The organism is Pontibacter sp. HSC-14F20 (genome assembly GCF_019599265.1).
Classification (GTDB): domain Bacteria; phylum Bacteroidota; class Bacteroidia; order Cytophagales; family Hymenobacteraceae; genus Pontibacter.
Genome location: NZ_JAHZTC010000001.1, coordinates 149,334 through 167,940, shown reverse-complemented (window position 1 = coordinate 167,940; position 18,607 = coordinate 149,334). Strand labels below are relative to the sequence as shown.

Below are 18,607 nucleotides of genomic sequence, written 5' to 3'. Positions count from 1 at the left end.
TTCAGGTAGCGCGACACGCCCATAGTCGCAATTCCACCAAAGGCGTGTTGCCGATAAAATCCAGCAGCGTGTGTGTCTTCATATTTTGTCTTTTTGCATCTGTATACCTAGTACGTGTTTAACTTTAGAATTGGAGCCATCGTGTAGTGAAGCAGGCATAAAACCCGGGGAAATATCTGCACAGGTATAGGACATATCATTCTTGAATCACAATAAACTCCTAAACTTTCAAACTCTTCAACTCCTAAACTATTATCTTTGTAACTATCCTTATGCATACGCCTATCCGCAAGATCATTCACATCGACATGGACGCTTTCTTTGCCTCCGTGGAGCAGCGCGACAATCCGGAGCTGCGCGGAAAACCTGTGGCAGTGGGCGGTTCGCGGGCTCGGGGTGTGGTGGCTGCCGCCAGTTACGAGGCCCGCAGGTATGGCGTGCACTCTGCCCTCGCCTCTAAGATCGCGGCGCAGCGTTGTCCGCAGTTGATCTTTGTAAAGCCCCGCTTTGAGGTATATAGCGCCGTGTCCCGCCAGATTCGTGAGATTTTTTACTCTTATACCGATCTGGTGGAGCCGCTTTCTCTGGACGAAGCCTACCTCGACGTAACCGAAAACAAGGTCGGCATGCCTTCCGCCACCATTATCGCCAACGAGATCCGGGCCAAAATTCAGCAAGAAACCGGCCTGACCGCCTCAGCTGGGGTTTCTTACAATAAGTTTCTGGCCAAGATCGCCTCGGACATGAACAAGCCCAACGGCTTCACCCTGATCACACCGGACAAAGCTGAGGATGTAGTGGCCGCACTGGCTATCGAGAAATTCTATGGCATCGGGAAAGTAACAGCAGCCAAATTGCAGAGCATGGGCATCCTCATCGGAGCTGATCTGCGGGAGAAATCGGAGGAGGAACTGATGCGGCACTTCGGTAAAACGGGGCGCTACTACTACCGCATCGCCCGCGCGCAGGACGACCGAGAGGTGCAGCCGCACCGCATCCGCAAATCCATCGGCTCGGAGCGCACCTTTGAGGTAGACCTGACAGAGGAGGAAGTGATGCTACCGGAGCTGGAAAGACTGGCGAAAGAAGTGGCGCATGACATGGAGCGGCTACAAACCACGGCCAAAACCATCACAGTTAAGATCAAGTACTTCGATTTCAATCAGACTACCCGCAGCAAGACTTTTCTGGGCGAGATCAAATCAGCCGATGCCATTTTTACCATTGCCCGCGATCTGTTACGCACGCCCCAGTTGCCGGCATACCCTGTGCGTTTGTTAGGTATAACAGCCTCCTCCCTCCTCTACCAGCACGACAAAATGGAAGGCTACCAGCTCACCCTCGAGTTTTAGAGGACTTATTTCTTACTGGCGTACTTTTTAGCCTGTACCCAGCTTTCCCGGTTTCCATCGGCTTCCGGAGAAATTTCCAGTAAGTCCAGATAATAACTTCTCGCCTTCTGCTTGTCTTTGACTTTTTCGGCAGAGAGGGCTGCGCCATACAAGCTGTTATATCGCTTGGGCGACACCTTCAGACTCGCCTCATAGGCCTGCAGGGCTTCCGCTGGCTTTTTACTCAGCAACATCATATCGCCCAACAGTTCTCTTGCCGGCAAAACGGCTCCCGGTGTTACCGGATGTTTGTCCAGTGCATCTTCCTTGTCAGCTGCTTCCCGCATCATAGTCAAAGCCTTGTTCTTGTCCCCTTTCTGATACGTCAGCCACGCCTGCACCGCCAGTTGCTGGGCTTCTGCCTGTGCTGCCCAATAGGTGTCGCCGGAGCTGCTCAGTTGCGTCCGCAGTTTCTCCAGTGCTGCAATCGCCTCTTCTGCCACAGCCACGTTACCGGAACGGGCTCCGCCTATACCTTTGGCAAAATACGTGATGGCTTCGGCGCCCGGGTAATTATACCAGGTAAAATTTGAGGGAGAGCGGGCAGGCAAGGCAGCTGCTTCGGCCCATTTGCCCCGCTCCAATGCCTGGCGTGCAGGTATAGCGGCAAGGGCATAGGCCGTCGCGAAGGTGGGTGTATAGCCTGGCACGGCCTGCATTTTGACAACTACCTCCTGCGCTTTCTTATCACGTCCCTGCTGCAGATAGCCGTAAGCCATGTAATCGAGGGCATGCGCGTAATGCATGGAGACCGCTTCTTTGGTTGACTGCCGCAGTGCGGCATCAGCTGAGCGTATGTTCCAGTCTACGGCGTCCGTCCACTGCCCCAGCCGAATAAAGATATGACTGGGCATATGCAGAGCATGCGGCACATCCGGGGCTATGCGCTCATACTCCCGCGACACTTTAACGGCCTTGTTAGCCAGCAAGGGGTTGTCGTAGGCATGAATGATGTAATGGAATAATCCCGGATGATCCGGGTTTTTGGTGTGTAGTTGTTCCAGCAGCGCTCCGGCTTCTTTCTGTTTAACAAAAGTCTTATCTGTTTTTGGGGCTGTGCCCAGCTGACCTAAGGCATAAAAAGCGGCCGCCTCTACCTCATCCGGGTATGCTTCATGCACTTCCTTATACCCACGTTCAAAAGCTTTCAGTTGATCTGCATAACTCGTTTTCTCCCAGTTATCATAAAAAAGGGATACTGCCCTGATGTACGCTTTCTCCTTCTCTGTCAGGTGCTGTTGCTGCTGTGCCTGCTCCACGGCTGCCTTCCCCTTGGCCAGGTTTTCATCAGTAGGGCGTTCGCCCCACAGCGGGTGAATGTAACTCATCGCGATGCCCCATTGCGCCATACCACAATCCGGGGCGGTTTGGGCAGCTGCTGTAAACTGCTGCTCGGCCTGCTCATACATCATGTGGTGCATGAGCGCCAGGCCATTGTCGAAAAGCTGCTGTGCCTGCTCATGGCAGGAGGTTTTCAGGTTCACGGTGCCGTGTTTGGTGGCATGCCCCTGTGCGGTCGCTTTATACCCAGGTATAGCAAAGGCAATGCACCCTGCAATAGCTATAACAAGTGATGTTCGCATGCTGTTGTTGAGTAGTCATTGAAAAAAATATGTGCCAGGAGTCAGGACGATGCACGTCACTAGTTAAGCAGCGAAACGCTTAATAGAAAGGGGTCAGACAAGGTATAACTCAGGTACAACCTGTCTTATTTTCTTACTCATTTTTTAATGATATGTTCATCAATAATAACATTGAACTTTTTTAAACCATTAAAATAGAGGATGCTTGCCCATATGATTAAACCATTCTTCTCCGGCTTAGTCTTTTATCAGATACCAGAAACAGGTATATTGTGAAATACTAATCCAAAACTAACCTAATCTTTCACCCCATTATGAGCAAAAATGTACGCTATGCCCGGCTGGCTACGCTGCTTCTGGCAGGTGCACTTGTAGCACCTCCAGCCTTCGCCCAAAGCAAGGAAAAGAAGAAGAAGAAAAAAGCCAAGCAGGAAGCCACCACAACACAGGCTGCCCCGGCAGTTAAGAAAGACGACAACGGCGTAAAACCTTATGCCAGTGTCATCACCCCCAACGCCGTAACTGACGAGGGTCTTTTCAAGGTGCACCGCATCGATGAGAAGTACTTCTATGAAATTCCGGATACGCTCCTGAACCGCGACATGCTGATGGTAAGCCGTATCGCGAAAACCGCTACCAACCTCGGCTACGGTGGTGAGGAGCTCAACCGCCAGATGCTGCGCTGGGAGAAAAAAGGCAATCGCATTTTGCTGCGCCTGATCTCTTACCAGAACGTAGCCAGCGACACGCTCGAGATCTTCCACTCGGTACAGAACTCCAACCTCGCTCCTGTTATCCAGGCCTTCGATGTAAAAGCCTTCAATAATGGTGCTTCTGTGGTAGAGGTAACCGATTTCTTCTCGAAAGACGTGCAGGCCCTTGGTTTGAACAAGCGCCAGCGTGATTCTTATAAAGTAAAGCGACTGGATGATAAACGTTCTTTTGTAGAGGGCATCAAGAGCTTCCCGCTCAACATCGAGGCGCGCTCGTTAATGACCTACGAAGCGACTGATCCGCCAGCAAACTCCAATGCCGGCACCATTACCGTAGAGCTGAACCACTCCATGCTCCTGCTGCCGAAAGTGCCAATGCCAGCCCGTCGTTTCGACGAGCGCGTAGGTTACTTTACACTGTCGCAGACGGACTATGGCACCGATGAACAGCGTGCTGCCAAGCGCCGCTACATCGTGCGCTGGAGACTGGAGCCAAAAGACAAAGACGCTTATGCCCGTGGCGAACTGGTAGAGCCGATCAAGCCAATTGTTTACTACATCGACCCGGCCACACCAATGAAGTGGCGCCCCTACCTGAAGCAAGGTGTAGAGGACTGGAACAAAGCGTTTGAAGCTGCCGGTTTCAAAAATGCGATTATCGCCAAAGACGCGCCTACCCCGGAAGAAGATCCGGAGTTCAGCACTGAAGATGCGCGTTATTCAGTAATCCGTTACTTCTCTTCTGAAACACAGAACGCTTACGGACCAAACGTGCACGACCCGCGCTCCGGTGAGATTCTGGAGAGCCACATCGGCTGGTACCACAACGTGATGAACCTGCTCCGTAACTGGTACTTTGTGCAGACAGCTGCTGTGAACCCGGATGCCCGTAGCATTAAGTTTAAAGATGAAGTGATGGGTGAACTGATCCGTTTTGTGTCAGCGCACGAAGTAGGCCATACCTTGGGTCTGCCCCATAACATGGGCTCCAGCGCTGCCTTCCCGGTAGAAAAACTGCGTGATGCCAAGTTTACCAAAGAAATGGGTACCGCCCCTTCCATCATGGACTATGCCCGTTTCAACTATGTGGCCCAACCGGAAGACAAAGGTGTTGCCCTGATGCCAGGTATAGGCGTGTACGACAAGTATTCTGTGAAGTGGGGTTACACCTACTTCCCGGAGATGAACGGATACGACAATGTGGCCAAGCTGTCGCAATGGATTCTTGACAAAGGTGACGACCCGATGTACCGCTTCGGGCGTCAGCAAGGCAACACCGTGGACCCTTCTTCGCAGACTGAAGACCTGGGTGATGACGCCATGCTGGCCAGCCACTACGGCATCCTGAATCTGAAGCGCATTATGCCAAACCTGATGGAGTGGACGAAAGAGGAAAACAAGAACTACGCCGACCTGCAGGAGATGTACGGCCAGGTGCTGGGCCAGTGGAACCGCTACATGGGCCATGTAACCGCTAACATTGGCGGAGTGTACGAAAACTACAAAACCTACGACCAGAAAGGCGACGTGTATGCAGCCGTACCGAAAGAGAAGCAGCAGCGCGCCATGAAGTTCCTCAACGAGCAGGGCCTCGCCACACCAACCTGGATGCTGGACCAGAACATTCTGCGCAAGATCGAGTCGGCTGGTGCAGTGGAGCGAGTTCGTACGGCGCAGGTGAATATCCTGAACAACGTACTGGAGCCGGGCCGTATGCAGCGTCTGCTGGAATCGCAGGCAGCACTGGGCAGCAAAACCTATACCCTGCCAGAGATGATGGCGGACCTGCGCAATGGCGTATGGTCTGAGATCGGAAGCGGCAAGAACGTAGACATGTACCGCCGTAACCTGCAGCGTGGTTACCTCGACCGCATGGAATACCTGATGAAAGAAGAACAGCCTTCTGTTTCGGGCAGCGCGCGTGCTTTTGCAGGCGTCACCTCGGTGAAGGTTTCCCAATCAGATATCCGTCCGATGGTGCGCGGCGAACTGACCACTCTGCGTAACCAGATCAGGGCCACTTTGCCAAAGACGAAGGATAGTATGACGAAGTACCATTTGCAGGACGCACTGGCACGCATCGACAACATCCTGAATCCGAAAAGCTAATTTTCCTGCTTTGATGATAGAAAAAGCCCCTGCCGATTGGAGAGGGCACTGAAAAAGTCTCCGTGAAAACTGGAGAATTAAAGGAGCAGAAATTAAGTTTTCTGCTCCTTTTTTCGTATCTCCTGGTGGAATCAGAGAGCATTCAGATGGTAGCGCAACAGCAACAAATTCAACCAAGCCCCTATTCAGGGCTCTATGATCTGATTGTCCCCCAGGACAATCTGCTTCGTAAAATCAACGACCTGGTAGACTTCACTTTCATCTACGAGGAGCTGGCCAGTAAATACTGCACCACCAATGGCCGCAGGGCAGAAAGCCCGGTGCGCATGTTCAAATACCTGTTGCTGAAGACCATCTACACCGTCTCCGATGTGGATGTGGTGGAGCGCTCGCGCTACGATATGTCCTTCAAATACTTTCTCGACCTCTCACCCGAGGAGGCTCTGATCAACCCCAGCTCCCTGACCAAGTTCCGTAAGCTCCGCTTAAAGGACACCGACCTGCTGAACCTTCTGATCAGCAAGACGGTCGCCATTGCCCTTGAAAAGGGCATCATCAAGTCCCACTCCCTTATCGTGGACGCCACCCACTCGCTCTCCAGGTCAAATCCACAATCCGCCCTGGAGGTGCTCAGGGAACGCTCAAGGCTGCTGCGCAAAGCCCTTTGCAGCATCGATGAAGACATCAAAGGCCGTATGCCCGAACAGAATGACTCGGGCGGGTTGGAAGAGCAGCTGGCTTACTGCCGCAGGCTTGAAAAGCTCGTTGAAGCGGACCAGGCGCTGTGCGTGATTCCCGCCGTCAGAGAGAAGCTCAACCTGCTCAGGGAAACGGTGGAGGATACCCACGAAAGCCATACGCTCTCCAAAGACACGGATGCCAGAATGGGCCATAAATCGGCTGACAGCAGCTTCTTTGGCTACAAGACGCACCTGGCCATGACAGAGGAGCGCATCATTGCCGCCGCCCTTGTCACCTCGGGCGAAAAAGGCGATGGCCCCCAACTTCCAAAGCTTGTGGAAATAAGCCGCGCCAACGGCCTTCAGGTGGACACAGTAATCGGCGATGCGGCCTATTCAGGCAAGGAAAACCTCAAGCTCCAGGACAAGGAGGGCCGCAGTCTAAAGCTGGTGGCCAGACTCAACCCTGTCATCAGCCAGGGCAGCCGAAAGGAGGAAGCCAGGTTTGAGTATAACAAAGACGCAGCTATGTTTGTGTGTCCTGCCGGGCATATGGCCATGCGAAAGGCACGTCAGGGGAAAAAGAACCGTGGCAAGAACCAGGCAACCATCTACTACTTTGACGTTCAAAAATGCAGGAGCTGCCCCTTACAAGAGGGTTGCTACAAACCAGGAGCCAAGTCAAAAACCTATGCCGTGACCATCAAGTCGCCTATCCATGTGGAGCAGCAGGCCTTTCAACAGACAGCCTACTTCAAGGAGAAGACCAGGGAGCGCTATAAAATAGAAGCTAAGAACAGCGAGCTCAAAAACGTCCATGGCTATGGCAGGGCCATCTCCTATGGCATCACCAGCATGCAGCTGCAGGGAGCGCTGGCCATCTTCACAGTAAATCTGAAGCGAATCCTCAAACTAAGCGCTTAAGCCTCGGGAATTCCCCACAAAAGCGCCCAGGCGCCCTCCCTTTCCGACCCTACACACAATTGAAAGTCCGATTGGCTATACAAGTGATCGTTCGGTTGGCCAGCACGACTTCTGATAATAAGAGAAGCGATCAGGTAAAAACATGGTTTTACCTGATCGCTTCTAAGGGTTGCTCCTAAATGAGGGACTTTTTCAGTGCCCTCCCGATTGGCCCGGGGCTTTTTATTTATCCTTTCTGTTGAATATTAACTAAGATATCCTATGCAAAAAACAGATCAATGGGACATCGTACCGGAAAATCAAATATATCTTGTACCTTTGTAGCCCATAAAGTTTAACCTAACTTATGGCTGCTAAATATATTTTTGTTACAGGAGGCGTTACCTCCTCACTTGGTAAAGGTATCATCTCCGCTTCTCTTGCTAAGTTGCTGCAGGCAAGAGGCTTCTCTGTAACAATCCAGAAATTCGACCCCTATATCAACATCGACCCGGGCACGCTCAACCCCTACGAGCATGGCGAATGTTTCGTCACCGAAGACGGTGCTGAAACCGACCTGGACCTGGGCCACTACGAACGTTTCCTGAATGTTCCTACTTCGCAGGCAAATAATGTGACAACCGGTCGCATCTACCACCATGTGATCACGCAGGAGCGCGAAGGTGCTTATCTGGGCAAAACAGTACAGGTAATTCCTCATATCACAGACGAAATCAAGCGCCGCATGCTGCTTTTGGGTGAATCAGGTGAATTTGACATTGTGATCACAGAAATAGGCGGTTGTGTGGGCGATATTGAATCCCTCCCGTTCATTGAAGGCGTGCGTCAGTTACGCTGGGAACTGGGAGTACACGAAACCTGTGTGATCCACCTGACCCTGGTGCCTTACCTGAAGGCAGCCGGCGAACTGAAAACCAAACCAACACAGCACTCAGTGCGAGACCTCTCAGAGGCCGGTGTGCAGCCGGATATCCTGGTTTGCCGCTCTGAGTACCATATACCTGCCGACCTGCGCAAGAAGATCGCGCTGTTCTGTAACGTGAAACAAAACTCCGTGATCGAATCGATTGATGCAGAAACGATATACGATGTGCCGCTGCTCATGCGCAAGGAGAAGCTCGACGAGCGTGTGATCGCCAAACTGAAACTGCCGCAGCGTGGTGAGCCTGAACTCGAAAGATGGAAAGAATTCCTGGGCCGACTCAAAAACCCGACTGCTGAGGTAAACATTGGCCTTGTGGGTAAGTATGTGGAGCTGCCGGACGCCTATAAGTCCATTGTAGAGTCTTTTGTGCATGCCGGAGCCGCCAACGAGTGTAAGGTAAACATCAAGTGGTTCCAGTCAGAGAATATTACCGATGAGAATGTGTCCAGCCTCCTGCAGGGTATGGACGGTGTGCTGGTAGCACCGGGCTTTGGAGAGCGCGGTTTTAAAGGCAAGCTGGAAGCCATTCGCTTTGTACGTGAGTCAGGTATACCGTTCCTGGGCATTTGCCTGGGCATGCAGTGCGCCGCCGTGGAGTTTGCCCGCAATGTGCTGGGGCTGGAGGGAGCTGCTTCTACCGAAATGGACCCAGATACCCCATTCCCGGTGATCGACATGATGGAGGACCAGAAAAACATTACCCAAATGGGAGGCACGATGCGACTGGGCGCCTATACCTGTGAACTAAAAAAGGGCTCAAAAGCATTTTCTATTTACGGTAAGCCTAAAATTTCAGAGCGCCACCGCCACCGTTACGAGTTCAACAATAAGTACCTGGCCGATTACGAAAAGGCAGGTATGATGGCAACGGGTATAAACCCCGATACTGGACTGGTAGAGATAATTGAATTGCAAAATCATCCATGGTTTGTGGCGGCACAATACCATCCGGAATTAAAGAGTACCGTTCTTAACCCGCATCCGCTTTTTATGAAGTTTGTGAAGGCGGCCATGAATTACACTAAATCGATAAAGCATTAACCAACACACATTATTATTTCTTATTAGATGGATAGAAATCAAGCTATTGGCTTTGGATTGATTGCCGTGCTCCTGCTGGCTTACTCCTTCTTCTTCGCGGGAACGAACGAAGAAGCCAACACACCGGCATTTGAACAGACAGCCAAGGTAGAGCAGGTGCAGACGGGACCCGCTCCTGTAGTCGAGGACGATTCGCTGGCGCAGGTGCGTCGTGCCGCTGCCATGGGTACTTTCAGTGCAGCCGCTACCGGCGAAGCCAGCACCACCACCCTCGAAAACCAGAACATGACCGTTAGCTTCAACAGCAAAGGCGGCCAGGTAGAGGAAGTGGTCCTAAAAAACTACAAAGACTACAAAGGCAATACCCTGGTGCTGTTTGACAGCGAAAGCAGCCAGACCGATGTGCAGTTCACCACCAACGATGGCAAGAACATCCGCCTCTCCGACCTGTATTTCACTCCTTCGGAGGTGCAGACGGTAAACGTGGGCGATGTGCCCGCCAAAACCATTACCTACCGTGCCGAACTCGGAAATGGTCAGTCCATCGACCAGATCTATACTTTATTTGACAATAGCTTTCAGGTAGGGTATAAGCTTGACTTCAAAGGCCTGAACAATCAGATCAGCGGCGAGAACGTGACCATGATCTGGAACGATCAGCTGAAGCAGCTGGAGAAAGACATGCCTCAGAACAGAGCCAAGTCTACCATCAACTACTACACCGCCGACGAGAGCTTCGATCACCTGTCTATCTCGGAAGGCACAGAGACTGAGACGATTGCCGAGCCAATGAAGTGGGTAGCCAACAAGCAAAACTTCTTTACAGCTGGCATTATTGCCACCAACACGTTTGCCGGTGCCAAACTGGAGTCAGTGACCAATCCGGCCGATACCTCGGTTGTAAAAGCCCTGAGCTCTCAGATTCTGATCCCAACAGCTGACCTGGTGAGCGGGAAAGGTGAGTTTACCTATTACTTCGGTCCGAACGACTACAAGATTCTCAAGCACATGGGCAACGAGTTCAACAGGAACCTCGACCTGGGCTGGGGTATCTTCTCCTATGTGAACAAGTGGATCATCATTCCTGCTTTCGACTTCCTGGAGAACTACATCGGCAACTACGGTATCATCATCATCCTGTTGGTGCTTTACATCAAACTCATCCTGCTGCCGCTTACTTACAAGTCGCACATGTCGATGGCGAAGATGAAAGTGCTGAAACCGGAAATTGACGCCATTAAGGAGCGCAACGACGGCGATATGCAGAAAACGCAGATGGAGACCATGAAGCTGTACGGCGAGATGGGTGTGAACCCGCTGAGTGGCTGTATCCCGATGGTGCTGCAGATCCCGATCCTGTTTGCGATGTTCAACTTCTTCCCGAACTCGATCGAGCTACGCCAGGAAGCCTTCCTGTGGGCCAATGACCTTTCGACTTATGATGTATTCGTGAACCTTCCGTTTACCATACCTTTCTATGGCAGCCACGTGAGTATGTTTACGCTGCTGATGACGGCTTCTACGATCCTCTATACCTGGTCGAACAACCAAATGAACGTGTCGATGCAGGGCCCGATGAAGTACTACATGTACCTGATGCCGATCATTTTCATGTTCGTGCTGAACTCATTCCCGGCAGGTCTTTCTTTCTACTACTTCGTGTCGAACATGGTGACGTTCGGTCAAATGGCTTTGATGCGCAAGTTTGTGGACGAAGACAAAATCAGAAAGAAACTGGAGGATAACAGAGACAAGCGCAAGGACAAGAAGAAATCAGGCGGTCCGTCTTTCACGGAGCGTATGCAGGAAGCCATGCGTGCTGCATCTGAAAAAGAGCAGGAGCGCCGCAACAATCCGAAAGTGAAGAAAAAATAATGTTCTATACCTGACAAAAAAGCCCCGAAATAGTTCGGGGTTTTTTGTTTGACCATAGTCGCAGTTTTACGTATAGGCTTATACCTATATAAATACCATGCGAAAGAACACACTACCCTACCTCCTGCTGCCACTGACTTTTGTGGGGCTGCTGGGAGTCGCTTGTCAGCAACAGACAGACGAAGAGAAGACCATTGCCAGCACACACCCGAAGCTGGAAGAGCGCCTGCAACGCGACTCGGTACGTACGCCCGTTACCTCAGAAGAAAACCCGGAACTATACCAGCGCTACCGTCTGCGCATGGACGCCTACCAGAGTGACGAAGCTTTTCGGGTACAGGAGACATTTCAAGGCCATCTGGCTCCTTTAGATGAAGCTAGTCATGCCGATGCCCGCCAATACCGCGCGGCTTTGCAGGAAGGCCTGAAACAAGGTATAAACTTTGCCGGCAGGTATACGGTCGTTACCATTGGCTGTGGCACTACCTGCCAGGAGCACTATGTGGTTGATCGCCAGGACGGTAAAGTGCTCGACAAATTACAAAGCAGCACGGGCGCACAGTTTAATCCGGATAGCCGTATCTTCATTGTAAATCCACCGGATTCATCTCAAAACTATGTGGAGTGCCCTTATTGCGAGCCGGCTGCTTATGTGCTGGAGCAGGGCAAATTCCGTAAACTGCCGCAAGGGCAATAGCATCACAATCATGCACACGCTACCAATCCTGTTTAAACTGGGGCTCGGCCTGGGACTCTTTCTAATGACTGCCTGCAGTACCGCCCAGACCAGTAATGCGCGGACGCCCGGTACCCCTTTGCTACATTTCCAGAAGACCCCCTGCCTTGGCATATGCCCCTCTTACGAAGCAACTATCCTGGAAAATGGCAGCATCCGGTACATCGGGTATAGCCATGTTCCGGTTATAGATACGGTTATTTTTACACTACCTGCTCCACAGCTAGAGATGCTGCGCAAAGAAGTGGCACAATTAAACTATACCTCGCTGCAGGACACATACCTCACCAATTGGAGCGACATGCCTTCCACGATCACAATTTTTTATGAAAGTGGCAAAGTAGTGAAGCAGGTGAAACAGGAAGAAGGTGGACCAAATACCTTGCTGGACTTCCAGGAGAAAATACACACCCTGATAATGGGTATGGCTGATGATGAAGCGAAAAAAAGACTACCCATCAGATAAGAGCAGAGTGATCAACAAGACCTCCCGCTGTTCTTAATTTTTTTCGATTCCTTTCCCCTGCCGTAATCAACTCCCAAATGTTGCCTCTCCCCACGACAGCCCATTTTTCGTGTACTGTATCTTAATAACACTACTTTTAAATATAGAACAAACTCCAGTTCTGGTTTTAAGAAATCGATAACAAAACCCATCTCAGGCCGTAAAAAAACAGAGCACCAAATCAAAGAACACTATTTGAAAAGTAATATTTATATATAACATATTTTGAAAATTTCAAATAATTGGCTACAATAAGTCTTAATTCAAAACAAGCTATATAAGAATGAAATAGCTTTCATCAGGATTGCAAAATTTAGAAAAATTTAAGGCAACATTTTAAAGAAGAGCCTGGACCGCCTTTCAGTTACAAGGCTTGGTTATAGAATTGATTTTGAGTAGAAATAAGGAGAACAGATTTCTCAACATAAGATAATATTTGGGTGGTGGAGTCCCCAGCCTTTTTAAGGCAAAGTACTCCTAGTACAAAATAATACACACAACTATGGAACGACAAACTGTAATAGGCATTTTTAAAGAAGGTATAGACGCACAGGCTGCGGTGCAAAAGTTAGAAAGCACGCACCACATTGGCCATGATAAAGTAGATATAGCTAACCCTGCCTCCGCTTCAGCGAAACACGTGGGCAGTAGCACAACCGATAGAGACAATGACAGTGTAAGTGGATTCTTCGGGTCATTATTTGGCAAGAACGACGAAGCCAGTAAACATACACAGGCAGCCCGCAAAGGCTGGGTAGTAACAGTGCATGCCGATTCACGTCAGGAGGCTGAACAGGCTGCCGCGGTGCTGGATTCTTGTGGTGCCGTAGACGTTGACGAGCATGCCACGCAAAGCAGTCCGCAGGCAGGTATAAACAGGCCCCAACAGGATACGGCCCAGCCCAGAACAGGGCAAATGGGCGATTCGAGTCAGACGATTCCGATCATGGAAGAGCGCTTAAATGTAGGAAAACGCGAAGTAGAGCGTGGCGGCGTGCACATGAGAAGCCGCATCGTAGAGCGCCCAGTAGAAGAGCACCTGCGATTGCGGGAGGAACACCTTGACATAGAGCGCAACAAGGTAAACCGCCCTGCCACGGACCGTGACTTCCAGAATTTCAAGGAAGGCGAAATCAATATCACAGAACGCGCAGAGGTGCCTGTTGTGAACAAAGAGGCGCGCGTAGTGGAAGAGGTAAAGATCAACAAACACACAGAAGAGCGTGACGAAACCATACGAGGAACCGTGCGCAAAACGGATGTGGAAATAGATAAAAATCGGGATAGAGACCAGAACCTTCGCAACCAGGGCAACAAACCTGATAGCCCTCGCAATATTTAGGGAGAATTTCTTTAGAAAAAGCAATAGGCAGTCATGATTATGGCTGCCTATTGCTTTTTTAATGGAGGTACTTAGGTCATTAACAAACAGAAAGCCAGGAACTATACCTTGACTCAATCGTAGTAAACTGATGAAGACAAGCCCCATTCAATATGAGCAAGAAAACAGACAAACTTAAATCGGAATTCGACGAAAAATTGCGTGAAGGCCAAGTTAATAAACCATTGGAAGAGCGGAACATGCAGGATGAGTATAGCCGGGATGATCGGGAAAAACTAGATGTCAACATAGAATATAACAAGACCATACCAGTAATTGAAGAGCAGGTACGGGTGGATAAAGAAGTAAGGGAAACCGGCAGCGTACATATTGCCAAGGAAGTTCACCGTGAAAATGTGGATCTAGACCTGCCCATCATTCACGAAGAAGCAGAAATAGAGCGCGTTGAAATAAACCAGTATGTAGACACACCTCCCCCGCCTGTGCGCTACGAAGGTGATAAAATGATAATACCTGTGATAAAGGAGGTGCTTGTCGTGGAGAAGCGTCTATTGGTGGTGGAAGAAATTCATGTGACCAAAAGACGTACTGAAGAGCATAATACCGAGCATGTAGAGCTGCTGCGGGAAGAAATACGCGTAGAGCGGAAACGGAACGACCCCAACAGAACCGAACATTAGGTTCATAAAAAGGAAATGGTTTAAAATATATAGTTCCACGGGTCGTTTTACACAAATCGCAACATCGAAACCAGCGGGTCCGGCAGCTTAACAGGCAGTTGGACCCGACTGCTTATATACACCCAAAAATGCGCTTATATCCTGAGCAGCCACATTTCCATCGCTCCTGTCCAGAATGTGGATAACCCCCAAAATCGTGGATAAAAATATACGCCTCAGCGCGTGGAACATCATAGGTCCTGTGTAAAAAAATGTATCTTTGTAAAAGTTCTATACCCGGAATGGGCTAACAGATTAAAAATTGCAAACAATGGAAATAACGTATTACGGACAATCCTGCTTTCTTTTCAAAATCGGTGAGCACCGCATTCTATTCGACCCGTTCATCTCTCCCAACGAGCTGGCTAAGGACATTGACGTAGACAGCATCAAGGCAGATTATATCCTCCTTTCGCACGGTCATCAGGACCACGTGCACGACGCTGAGCGCATTGCTAAAAACAACGGTGCCACCATTGTAGCCAATTTTGAGATCGTGAGCTGGTATGAGGACAAAGGTATAGAAAAGACCCACCCGATGAACACCGGCGGTAAGGTAACCCTGCCGTTTGGCACCGTGAAAATGGTGAACGCCGTGCATTCCAGCTCGTTGTCGGATGGCACGTACGCAGGTATAGCAGCCGGTTTTGTGGTGGAAACAGAGAATCAGACATTTTATTTTGCCGGTGATACGGCCCTTACCTACGACATGAAGCTGATCCCGGAGCAGTTTGACCTGGATTTTGCTTTACTGCCGATCGGCGACAACTTTACCATGGACATCCACGATGCCCTGGTAGCAGCTGACTTTGTGCAGGTAGACAAGGTGATTGGTATGCACTACGACACTTTCCCATATATCGAAATCGATCATGAGGAAGTGAAAGAAGTGGCACAGATGGCCGGCAAGGAACTAATATTGATGGAGATAGGTCAGACTATAAACCTATAATTTGTAGATGGGAAAAATAATAGCGGTTGCAAACCAAAAAGGTGGCGTAGGCAAGACCACCACAGCCATAAACCTGGCTGCGAGCCTGGCAGCCCTCGAGTATAAGACATTGCTGGTTGACGCAGACCCACAGGCAAACGCCACATCGGGACTCGGCTTCGATCCGGCCAGTATTAGCAGCAACATTTACGAGTGCATGGTAGGTGAAGCGAATATAGAAGATATCATCCTGAATTCGCCTAACCTGGAAACGCTTGATTTGGTGCCTTCGCACATTGACCTGGTGGGCGCCGAGGTGGAGATGATCAACGTACCAAACCGCGAGGAGAAGATGCGTGAGGTGTTGGGTCCGCTTAGAGAGCTATACGATTTCATTATAATTGATTGTTCTCCTTCGCTGGGCCTGATTACGGTGAACTCGCTTACGGCTGCGGACTCGGTACTGATACCGGTACAATGTGAGTATTTTGCGCTTGAAGGCTTGGGGAAGCTGCTCAACACGATAAAAATCATTACGACGCGCCTGAACACGGAGCTGGCTATCGAGGGCATTTTGCTGACGATGTATGACGTGCGACTGCGTCTGAGCAACCAGGTAGTGGAAGAAGTAAAAACGCACTTCCCGCAGATGGTATTCGACACCATTATACCTAGAAATGTGAAGTTGAGCGAGTCTCCGGGCTTCGGCATACCTGCTATACTGTATGATGCAGAAAGCAAAGGGGCTGTGAGCTACCTGAACCTCGCCCGTGAGATAGCAGAGAAGAACAGCGTTGCGCTGGCGAAATAACCTTACGATTCCATGTCCGATAACAAGAAACAAGCAGCAGTACGCAAAGGCGGTCTCGGCCGGGGCCTTGGCTCTCTTTTGGAGGGTAACAAATACACCGGCAAAACAGCCGAATCTACCACCATTAACGAAGTTAATACCATCGCAGATATAGCCATTGACCAAATCCAGACGAACCCCTACCAGCCCCGCACGCACTTTGATCAGACGGCGCTGGAGGAACTGGCTGAGTCTATCCGCATACAGGGCATTATTCAGCCCATCACTGTTCGTCAGCTTGACCAGAACACTTACCAGCTGATATCGGGTGAACGCCGTTACCAGGCCGCCAAAATGGCTGGCCTGACCGAAATACCGGCGTACATCCGCAAAGCCGACGACCAGCAGATGTTGGAGATGGCCCTGATCGAGAACATTCAGCGTGAAAACCTGAACGCCATCGAAATTGCCCTCTCCTATCAGCGCCTGCTGACCGAATGTAGCCTGAAGCAGGAAGAATTGGGAGACCGCGTAGGTAAGAAGCGTACAACTGTTACAAACTACTTGCGACTGCTCAAGTTGCCACCAGATATCCAGATCGCCCTGCGCGACAACGTAATCAGCATGGGCCACGCCAGAGCGCTGATCAACATTGACACAATTGACAAGCAGTTGGAAATTTTCCGCAAAGTAGTAGCCGATGAGCTGTCGGTACGTAAAGTGGAAGAGCTGGTTCGTAACGTACAGAACGCAAGTAAAAAGCCGGATCCGCAACAAAAACTGGTCTTCAACAAGTATGATGATGAGTTGAAGGGAGTGGAGAAGAAGCTTTCTTCTCAATTTGGTACCAAGATTCTGGTAAAAGCCAATAACGATGGCAAAGGAGAGATCAAAATCCCGTTTGTATCGGTAGAAGAGCTGAACCGTATACTGGAGATTCTGAACTACTAAGAATACAGCATGAGGTTAGCGCCCGGTATAGCTTTATTGGTGGTATTATTTGTGTCGCAGCTGTTGCCTACGCAGGCCAGGGCGCAAGTGGTCACATCCGGCCCGGACTCGGTGTTGGTCATTACCTCCGAAGCTGATACCGCGCAGCAGAAGAAGTTTTTCCTGAGTGGCTTCAAAAACCTGGGACGGCCCGGCCGTGCAGCCCTTTTCTCGGCTGTTATACCCGGAGCGGGCCAGGTATACAATCGCGCCTGGTGGAAAGTGCCCATCATTTATGCCACGGGCGGCGTGCTAGGCTACTTTATTATCGACAACAACAACAAGTACCAGGATTTCCGTACGGCACTGAATATCCGTACGGATTTGACTGGTGCCCCTGACGAGGAAGTCGATGCTTATTATGATGATCCAGTCTATGGTTTTGAGAACCAGCGGGGCACTCAAAACCTGCGCTACAGCCGGGATTTTTACCGCCGCAACCGTGACCTGACCATTATTTTATCCGTGCTGGCTTATGGCATGCAGATAGCGGAAGCTTATGTGCACGGCCACCTGCGCGAGTTTGACGTAAGCGACAACCTGAGTCTGCGTGTGCAGCCCGATGTATTCCGTACACCTGCCACCAACGGCATTACGCCCGGTCTTACCCTTACTTTATACACCCGAACTAAATGAGAATCCTGTTGATAGGCTATGGCAAGATGGGGAAAACCATTGAGCAGATGGCCCTTGCCAAAAGCCACCAGATAGCCGGCACCATCGACCATACTAACGCTGAAACACTGCAGAACTACAGTCCTGCCAATACCGATGTTGCCATTGAATTTACCCATCCTGAGGCTGCTTTCGGCAATATCTCTTACTGTCTCACACAAGGTATACCTGTGGTTTCGGGCTCTACTGGCTGGCTTGACAGGTATAGCGAAGCTGTAGCTTTGTGCGAGGAAAATAAGGGTGCTTTCTTCTATGCATCCAATTATAGCGTGGGCGTTAATTTGTTTTTCCATTTTAACGAATATATTGCCAGTAAAATGCAGGCCTACAAGGAGTACCAGGTGTCAATCCGAGAGATCCACCACCTCCAGAAGGTCGACAAGCCGAGCGGCACAGGTATAACTACCGCCGAAGGTATACTGGCCAGCTACCCTGTCCTGCAAGGCTGGGCGGCTGATGATGATTCAGATAAGTCAAAGCTTAACATTGTTTCGGAACGTGAGCCGGATGTGGTAGGTACCCACATTGTGACTTATGCGTCGGAAGTAGACAAAATAGAACTGGGCCACATTGCCCATAGCCGTGCCGGTTTTGCCGAAGGTGCCCTGATGGCAGCTGAGTGGCTTAAAGACCGCCAGGGAGTGTACGGCATGAAAGACATGCTCAACCTGTAGAAAC

Annotated in this window: 15 protein-coding genes; 14 read left to right on the top strand and 1 reads right to left on the bottom strand. The window is 50.3% G+C overall.

What is annotated here, in order from left to right; genetic code table 11:
* Positions 1-272 precede the first annotated feature (272 nt).
* Positions 273-1,352, top strand: coding sequence for a DNA polymerase IV (gene dinB / locus K3G39_RS00775; protein WP_220624255.1), 1,080 nt, complete (start codon positions 273-275; stop codon positions 1,350-1,352).
* Positions 1,353-1,357: 5 nt separating this feature from the next.
* On the opposite strand, the gene K3G39_RS00770 is transcribed toward dinB, so the two are convergent.
* On the bottom strand, positions 1,358-2,974 hold the full coding sequence (locus K3G39_RS00770) for a hypothetical protein (protein ID WP_220624254.1): 1,617 nt from the start codon (positions 2,972-2,974) through the stop codon (positions 1,358-1,360).
* Positions 2,975-3,288: 314 nt separating this feature from the next.
* On the opposite strand from K3G39_RS00770, the gene K3G39_RS00765 reads away from it, so the two are divergent.
* From K3G39_RS00765 to dapB, 13 genes are all read left to right on the top strand, one after another.
* Entirely contained in the window at positions 3,289-5,796 is a 2,508-nt protein-coding gene (locus K3G39_RS00765) for a zinc-dependent metalloprotease (protein ID WP_220624253.1), read from the top strand.
* A 146-nt stretch (positions 5,797-5,942) separates the two neighbouring features.
* Positions 5,943-7,400: an IS1182 family transposase gene (locus K3G39_RS00760; protein ID WP_220624600.1), complete on the top strand. Its 1,458-nt coding sequence runs from the start codon at positions 5,943-5,945 to the stop codon at positions 7,398-7,400.
* Between the two features lie 346 nt (positions 7,401-7,746).
* On the top strand, positions 7,747-9,366 hold the full coding sequence (locus K3G39_RS00755) for a CTP synthase (protein ID WP_220624252.1): 1,620 nt from the start codon (positions 7,747-7,749) through the stop codon (positions 9,364-9,366).
* 27 nt (positions 9,367-9,393) lie between these two features.
* Positions 9,394-11,241 (top strand): membrane protein insertase YidC, encoded by a 1,848-nt coding sequence (gene yidC, locus K3G39_RS00750; protein ID WP_220624251.1) that lies wholly within the window; start codon positions 9,394-9,396, stop codon positions 11,239-11,241.
* A gap of 97 nt (positions 11,242-11,338) precedes the next feature.
* Positions 11,339-11,938 carry a hypothetical protein gene (locus K3G39_RS00745; protein WP_220624250.1) on the top strand — a complete coding sequence of 200 codons (600 nt, stop codon included), beginning with the start codon at positions 11,339-11,341 and terminating at the stop codon, positions 11,936-11,938.
* A gap of 10 nt (positions 11,939-11,948) precedes the next feature.
* Positions 11,949-12,443: a DUF6438 domain-containing protein gene (locus K3G39_RS00740; RefSeq protein ID WP_220624249.1), complete on the top strand. Its 495-nt coding sequence runs from the start codon at positions 11,949-11,951 to the stop codon at positions 12,441-12,443.
* A gap of 541 nt (positions 12,444-12,984) precedes the next feature.
* Positions 12,985-13,824, top strand: a complete 840-nt coding sequence (locus K3G39_RS00735) for a YsnF/AvaK domain-containing protein (protein ID WP_220624248.1) — start codon at positions 12,985-12,987, stop codon at positions 13,822-13,824.
* Positions 13,825-13,976: 152 nt separating this feature from the next.
* Positions 13,977-14,504: a YsnF/AvaK domain-containing protein gene (locus K3G39_RS00730; RefSeq protein WP_255593690.1), complete on the top strand. Its 528-nt coding sequence runs from the start codon at positions 13,977-13,979 to the stop codon at positions 14,502-14,504.
* A gap of 310 nt (positions 14,505-14,814) precedes the next feature.
* Entirely contained in the window at positions 14,815-15,495 is a 681-nt protein-coding gene (locus K3G39_RS00725; RefSeq protein ID WP_220624247.1) for a metal-dependent hydrolase, read from the top strand.
* 7 nt (positions 15,496-15,502) lie between these two features.
* Positions 15,503-16,285: a ParA family protein gene (locus K3G39_RS00720; RefSeq protein WP_220624246.1), complete on the top strand. Its 783-nt coding sequence runs from the start codon at positions 15,503-15,505 to the stop codon at positions 16,283-16,285.
* 12 nt (positions 16,286-16,297) lie between these two features.
* Positions 16,298-17,215, top strand: a complete 918-nt coding sequence (locus K3G39_RS00715) for a ParB/RepB/Spo0J family partition protein (protein WP_220624245.1) — start codon at positions 16,298-16,300, stop codon at positions 17,213-17,215.
* Between the two features lie 9 nt (positions 17,216-17,224).
* Positions 17,225-17,890 (top strand): DUF5683 domain-containing protein, encoded by a 666-nt coding sequence (locus tag K3G39_RS00710; RefSeq protein WP_255593684.1) that lies wholly within the window; start codon positions 17,225-17,227, stop codon positions 17,888-17,890.
* On the top strand, positions 17,887-18,603 hold the full coding sequence (dapB, locus tag K3G39_RS00705) for a 4-hydroxy-tetrahydrodipicolinate reductase (RefSeq protein ID WP_220624244.1): 717 nt from the start codon (positions 17,887-17,889) through the stop codon (positions 18,601-18,603). The genes K3G39_RS00710 and dapB overlap by 4 nt, the downstream gene beginning before the upstream one ends.
* Positions 18,604-18,607 lie beyond the last annotated feature (4 nt).

Coding starts and splice junctions, on each gene's coding strand:
- dinB (WP_220624255.1), top strand. CDS start 273: ATGCATACGCCTATCCGCAAGATCATTCACATCGACATGGACGCTTTC.
- K3G39_RS00770 (WP_220624254.1), bottom strand. CDS start 2,974: ATGCGAACATCACTTGTTATAGCTATTGCAGGGTGCATTGCCTTTGCT.
- K3G39_RS00765 (WP_220624253.1), top strand. CDS start 3,289: ATGAGCAAAAATGTACGCTATGCCCGGCTGGCTACGCTGCTTCTGGCA.
- K3G39_RS00760 (WP_220624600.1), top strand. CDS start 5,943: ATGGTAGCGCAACAGCAACAAATTCAACCAAGCCCCTATTCAGGGCTC.
- K3G39_RS00755 (WP_220624252.1), top strand. CDS start 7,747: ATGGCTGCTAAATATATTTTTGTTACAGGAGGCGTTACCTCCTCACTT.
- yidC (WP_220624251.1), top strand. CDS start 9,394: ATGGATAGAAATCAAGCTATTGGCTTTGGATTGATTGCCGTGCTCCTG.
- K3G39_RS00745 (WP_220624250.1), top strand. CDS start 11,339: ATGCGAAAGAACACACTACCCTACCTCCTGCTGCCACTGACTTTTGTG.
- K3G39_RS00740 (WP_220624249.1), top strand. CDS start 11,949: ATGCACACGCTACCAATCCTGTTTAAACTGGGGCTCGGCCTGGGACTC.
- K3G39_RS00735 (WP_220624248.1), top strand. CDS start 12,985: ATGGAACGACAAACTGTAATAGGCATTTTTAAAGAAGGTATAGACGCA.
- K3G39_RS00730 (WP_255593690.1), top strand. CDS start 13,977: ATGAGCAAGAAAACAGACAAACTTAAATCGGAATTCGACGAAAAATTG.
- K3G39_RS00725 (WP_220624247.1), top strand. CDS start 14,815: ATGGAAATAACGTATTACGGACAATCCTGCTTTCTTTTCAAAATCGGT.
- K3G39_RS00720 (WP_220624246.1), top strand. CDS start 15,503: ATGGGAAAAATAATAGCGGTTGCAAACCAAAAAGGTGGCGTAGGCAAG.
- K3G39_RS00715 (WP_220624245.1), top strand. CDS start 16,298: ATGTCCGATAACAAGAAACAAGCAGCAGTACGCAAAGGCGGTCTCGGC.
- K3G39_RS00710 (WP_255593684.1), top strand. CDS start 17,225: ATGAGGTTAGCGCCCGGTATAGCTTTATTGGTGGTATTATTTGTGTCG.
- dapB (WP_220624244.1), top strand. CDS start 17,887: ATGAGAATCCTGTTGATAGGCTATGGCAAGATGGGGAAAACCATTGAG.